This window comes from uncultured Clostridium sp. (assembly GCF_947036855.1).
Classification (GTDB): domain Bacteria; phylum Bacillota; class Clostridia; order Clostridiales; family Clostridiaceae; genus Sarcina.
In genome coordinates, this window is sequence record NZ_CAMQRY010000149.1 from 1 (window position 1) to 5421 (window position 5421).

Below are 5421 nucleotides of genomic sequence, written 5' to 3' on the forward strand. Positions count from 1 at the left end.
TAGTGGAACTTCTGTTTTTTCATAAACATCTAAATGAGTTCCCATATGTCCCATTCTTAAAAGACTACTTTTAGCATTACTATCATTTTCAAGCCACTCCCAAACGCTACTTTCTTTCTCAAGTTTTAAAGTTATATCTATCATATTAACCTCTCCTTATATCCACTTCTTTTTTTGTTTCCTTAGAAACAATATATCATTTTGAATTTATAATTGCAAATAAAAAAAGCTAAATTTATAATTTCCACATCATAAATTTAGCTTCATATTACTTCTACTTATTTAATTTTTATAGTAAATTCTTCTCCATATTGTTTATAATCACTACTCATTTCCCCACTTGTTTCTGGATACTTAACAAGTTCTAATCTAAGAGTAAGTTCTGTTGCCTCTTTTGATAATCCACCTTCTAAAGTATAAAGTTCAAGCACTCCACCATCTGGTCCATTATGTCTTATGTCAAACTCCACCTTATTACCTAAATTATCAGTACCATTAATTTGTTCTGAATACTCCCCTAAAAGTTCATCACTACATTTTATATATATTTTCTGTCCTACCTTATTACTTGTATATTTTTCAATATCAACAAATCCAATACCATCAACATCTATTCTTTTATTAATATCAATAACTTCTGTATCCGCAATAAGTTCTTTTGGGCTTATTGTAAATTCAAAATCCCAATCTCCACTTCTTTTCTTACCAACTTCAGCTTTAGGACCATCTTCAATAGTTGTTCTAGCATTATCAAGTTTTATTTTTATATCAAGATCTTTTGTTAAATCATACTCTTCTAAATTCTCTATAGTAAAATCATAATCATACTTAAATGTATTATTTTCAGTCTTTCCATAACCACCACTCATTCCTCCACCTGCCATTTTTCCATTTATATAAACTCTTTCATTATTAAATGATAAACTATCATATTTTTTCTCTGAATCCTCTATATATCCAGTCATTACAACTTTTAACATATCTCCATCTAGTATAACCTCATTAAGTTTTACACTGACTCCATTATCAGTTACAGTCTTATCTACAACTGTTTTATATCCATCTAAATCTTTCTCAATCCCCATAAAATCTGCTATATGGTAAGTTGCTAGCTCTATCCCTGCAAATGCAACCTCTCCAAATGGTGATAATAAAAATCCTCCACCAAATAAAACTCCAAATACTGAAACTTTAGCAAGTTTTGAAAACTTATTTCCATTCTTCTTGTTATTTTTTCTAGCAAACTTTTTCATTTTAGCTTTTTCTATATCTGTAAGCTCACACTTTTCATATTCATCTAAATCTATATCACTATCATTAATCATATCGTATATATCTTTCTTCAAATTAATTCACCCCTTATCAAATTCTAACTTCAAATAAATTTTTAATTTTTCTCTTTCCTCTAGATAATCTATTGTAGATAACATTTCTACTCATTCCAGTTTCTTTAGTTACCTCTTCAATTTTCTTACCTTCAATATAAAGTTTTATAAATAAGCTTCTATCTTCCTTCTTTAAACACCCAAGCATTTCCTCAGTTTCATCACTAAGCTCAATCCTTAAGCTAGATTCTGTAAGTTTATCCTCTACTGCAATACTCATATCACTTATATCTTTGTTATATAAATCCTTAATATACTTTCTCTTATAATCAATAGCTTTAAACTTTGATATACCAGCAATAAAATTCTTAATATTCCCCTTACTCTCATCAAACCTATGTCCATTTTTCCATATATCCATAAGAATATCATTCATGCACTCATCTAAAAGATGTGGAAACTCTATAAGATGCTTCTTTGTAACAGTCTTAATAATCCACCCATAATTATCTATCAGATATTCTAATGCTTTTTCATTTTTCTTTTTTAATTCTTTAATAAAATTCTCCTCTGTAATTTTCATAATTTACCCCTTTTCACTTAAAGCTTGGTTCTGAGTTATTTCTCTTTACACCTATTAATCCGAAATAAGTATATGTATATCTATCACTTTTAATAAAATTCTATAAAAAATATTTTTACTCACAGTGAATTTATCGTAAATATATACTTTTAAATAAAATAAAAAGGCTAAATCTATGATTTTACTCATAAATCTAGCCTTTACCTTTAAGCTCTTACAGCTTTAAATTCTTTATTTTTTTCAAGCATTCCAAATCTGATATATACTCCAACAGTTCTAACCACAATCATTCCTATTGTGAAAAACATAAATGATGTTGTAATAACATTTGGATTTATATGATGCTTCATTATAAATTCCACTGTTCCCTTAACATTCCATTTAGTCATATACTCTGCAAGTACAACCTTTGAGCCAAGTCCTATAATCCATAAAACTAAATATGTAATACCAGATTTAACAAATCTTTGCCCATCTTTTAAATATGTCTTAGTTGCTAAAAGCATAAATGCCCCAAGAATAAGACCTGCAACAGTCATTCCAACTAGTATTACTGTATTAGAGCCACCAGTTGGCACTCCATCAACATACTTATATGTAAAATACCCTACAAGTACAATCTGTATTATTGTACTTCTGATAGTGAATTTTCTTTCTCCCATTTGTCTAAACACAACCATAGCTAAAAGCCCTAATATTAAAATCCAACTTTCCATTGTCATAATTTCTTACCTCCAAATATCTTATGACCTTATTATATTTTAAAAACAAGCTCTCGTATTGTTACTAAAGTAACATGATTAGTCACAACTTTTTTAAAAGTAAAGACTGTGGATAAATTTTATAAAACTTATCCACAGCCTCTTATATTATTTTATATTTAATTCTTCAGGAGTTCCCTCAGCTTTTAAACTTCTACCAACTCTATTATACTTTTCAATTACAGGTACCACCTTAATCTTACTTACATCTATTTCCCTATCTATCATCCACTTTGTGCTAAGTTCTGTCTGACCCTTTCCATTTCCCCCACCACCTTGTGAGTTAAAAGAAATCATTTCATTATTTTCATCATAAAAATCTAAAGCTAAATTTTCATCTTTATTAATAAGTTTCTCAAATAGTTCTTGATCATAAGTATAATCAAGTGTCATAGACATAGGTGATACTCTAAACTCGCCTAAATGTACTTCTAACTTTTCACCTTTATACTCAAATCCAATAGTTTTATCTATATCTGTTATTTTTAATTCTTCTAAAAGTTTTTTCCCATCAATCTCAAATTCAATATCCCAATTACCATCAATAATCTCATGTTCTTTTTTAGGTATTTGAGCTATTATTTGGTCAACTTTAAGCTTAATTTTATATACTTTATTAAAATCCATATCTTGAGTTTTTATATCTTCATCTTTTAATTTAAAATCAGTACTTACTTTAAGTAAAACATCACTTGTTCCATTCTCATTATATTCATAGCTACCTCCCCAATTAGTAGCTTCTATCATATTATCTCCCACAAGTAAATTAAGCTTGGCATCTGAGTTAGCTGGTATTATGTTTAAATCACCATCATAATTAGTTTTTAAAGTTTCCCTGTCAAACTCTGAATAATCAACACTTGCACTTACATATAATTCTCTATCATCTAAAACTACTTCATTTACAGAAAACTTTATTCCTTTATCTGTAACAGTTTTAATTACTTCTTTCTTATATTCTTTAAAATCATATTTTACCTCATCATCTTTATTCCAATCAAAAAAGCTCTCTATACTTCTACCCACATTCTCAATACTAGCTAAAACACTCTCATTAGTTAAAGCAAAAGAACCTGTAATAGCAAATATAAAACTTGCAGCTATGATTATCTTCTTTTTGTTTTTACTATTAGACTTCTTAGTTTTTTCAATTTTCCCCATAACTCTCTTTCTAATTTTCTCTTTTTCTTCTTCACTTATAATAATCTCTTCTATATTATCTAAATCATTTTTAACATTGTTTAAATCATCAAATTCATTTTTCATAAAATCACCCCTTAAAATAATCTACTATGTGCTAATATTTTTCTAAGCTTTGTCCTACCTCTTGAAAGTCTGTTATAAATTACATCTACCTTAGTTCCAACCTCACTAGAAATCTTAGTAACTGGCTTTTCCTCTAAATAATGCTTAATAAACAACTCCTTATCCCTCAAACTTAAATTACTAAGTAAATCATCAATTTCTTTCTTTACTTCATCACTAAGTAAATCTCTCTCAACATTTGCATTGGCATCACTTAAATGTTTTTCATCAATATTCTGTGTATCAATATCAGAAATAAACTCCTTACTTCTTAAATGCTTTCTATTATAATCAATAACTTTATACTTACTCACAGAAACAACCCAGTTCTTAAAACTCCCCTTTGAGTCATCAAACCTATCAACATTATTCCAAATAGCCAAAAGAATATCATCAAAACATTCATCTTCATAAGAACTAAACTTATAAAGTTTACTTCTAATAATAGCTCTAATAAATCCAGCATACTTATCAATAAACATCTCAAGCCCACATTCTTTCTTTCGCTTAATATTTTTAATAATTAGCTTATCCTCCATAAAATTCTCCCCTTAAACCAAACTTAAATTTGTCTTACACTTATCTATTCGAATACTATATAAAAATCCTATCAAATTTTAAAAATAAAAATAACGATATCAAACTATCATATAACTGGATATCGCCCTATAATTTTATATCTAAAATTAAATTGATTTTTTTTACATTTTTATTTTTCATTTATTTAATATAATTTAAATGAATATAATACTCATAATTTTAATATATCAATACTCAAACGAGCTTTTTTTACGCTATAAATATACCTTCTTTTACTTTTTTATAAGTTTAATATTTATTATCAAAATTTATATTACATTTACATATTAACCATATTTTATACTCTTCTTTTGTAAATAAACCATATTTTTATTATATAATTGGAAATTATAGTTTTTTTGAACTTACCACCTATTTATCTCCTAACAAGCTTTTTTCTCGCATAAAATAACCACTTTAATATATTTTCATATACTTTACTATTAATTCAATTTAATAATCTAGTTTTTATTAATAATACCCCAGACAAACTGCTTATACTATCTATAAATGTCATATTTTACTTTTTTATTCTTTTAGGCTATATTATAAAAAGACTTTGGAAATAAAATTTCCAAATACATTAAATATATATTTAATTAAACAAATTAACTTAGTATAAATTTTCTATGGATAGTATTACGTTATAAGTTAAACTTCATAGAAATTGTATATATAAAACTATAAACGATGAAAGAGAGTGATTAACAAATGATTAAATCAAAATTAACTATGTTAGTAGCAGGTGCTGGAGTAACTGCAGCAATAGCTATCGCACTATTAAAATTCGATGGAACACCATTAACTTTAGCTCAAACAAAAACTGATGCTTTTGTAAAAACTTCAGTAGCAACAATGGACCAAGCTA

The 5421-nt window shown here is 27.0% G+C and carries 5 protein-coding genes; all 5 read right to left on the reverse strand.

The features are described from left to right. Window positions 1–278 precede the first annotated feature (278 nt). Entirely contained in the window at window positions 279–1346 is a 1068-nt protein-coding gene (locus tag Q0V15_RS11570; RefSeq protein ID WP_297439169.1) for a DUF4179 domain-containing protein, read from the reverse strand. Window positions 1347–1362: 16 nt separating this feature from the next. Then, entirely contained in the window at window positions 1363–1908 is a 546-nt protein-coding gene (locus Q0V15_RS11575) for a sigma-70 family RNA polymerase sigma factor (protein WP_297439171.1), read from the reverse strand. 206 nt (window positions 1909–2114) lie between these two features. Beyond that, entirely contained in the window at window positions 2115–2630 is a 516-nt protein-coding gene (locus tag Q0V15_RS11580; RefSeq protein ID WP_297439173.1) for a hypothetical protein, read from the reverse strand. 147 nt (window positions 2631–2777) lie between these two features. After that, the gene (locus tag Q0V15_RS11585; protein WP_297439175.1) at window positions 2778–3935 is read right to left on the reverse strand and encodes a DUF4179 domain-containing protein; all 1158 of its coding nucleotides are present in this window, start codon (window positions 3933–3935) and stop codon (window positions 2778–2780) included. Window positions 3936–3946: 11 nt separating this feature from the next. Beyond that, complete coding sequence (locus Q0V15_RS11590; RefSeq protein WP_297439177.1) at window positions 3947–4513, reverse strand: sigma-70 family RNA polymerase sigma factor; 567 nt, start codon at window positions 4511–4513, stop codon at window positions 3947–3949. Window positions 4514–5421: the final 908 nt, after the last annotated feature.

Coding starts and splice junctions, on each gene's coding strand:
- Q0V15_RS11580 (WP_297439173.1), bottom strand. CDS start 2,630: ATGACAATGGAAAGTTGGATTTTAATATTAGGGCTTTTAGCTATGGTT.
- Q0V15_RS11585 (WP_297439175.1), bottom strand. CDS start 3,935: ATGAAAAATGAATTTGATGATTTAAACAATGTTAAAAATGATTTAGAT.
- Q0V15_RS11590 (WP_297439177.1), bottom strand. CDS start 4,513: ATGGAGGATAAGCTAATTATTAAAAATATTAAGCGAAAGAAAGAATGT.
- Q0V15_RS11575 (WP_297439171.1), bottom strand. CDS start 1,908: ATGAAAATTACAGAGGAGAATTTTATTAAAGAATTAAAAAAGAAAAAT.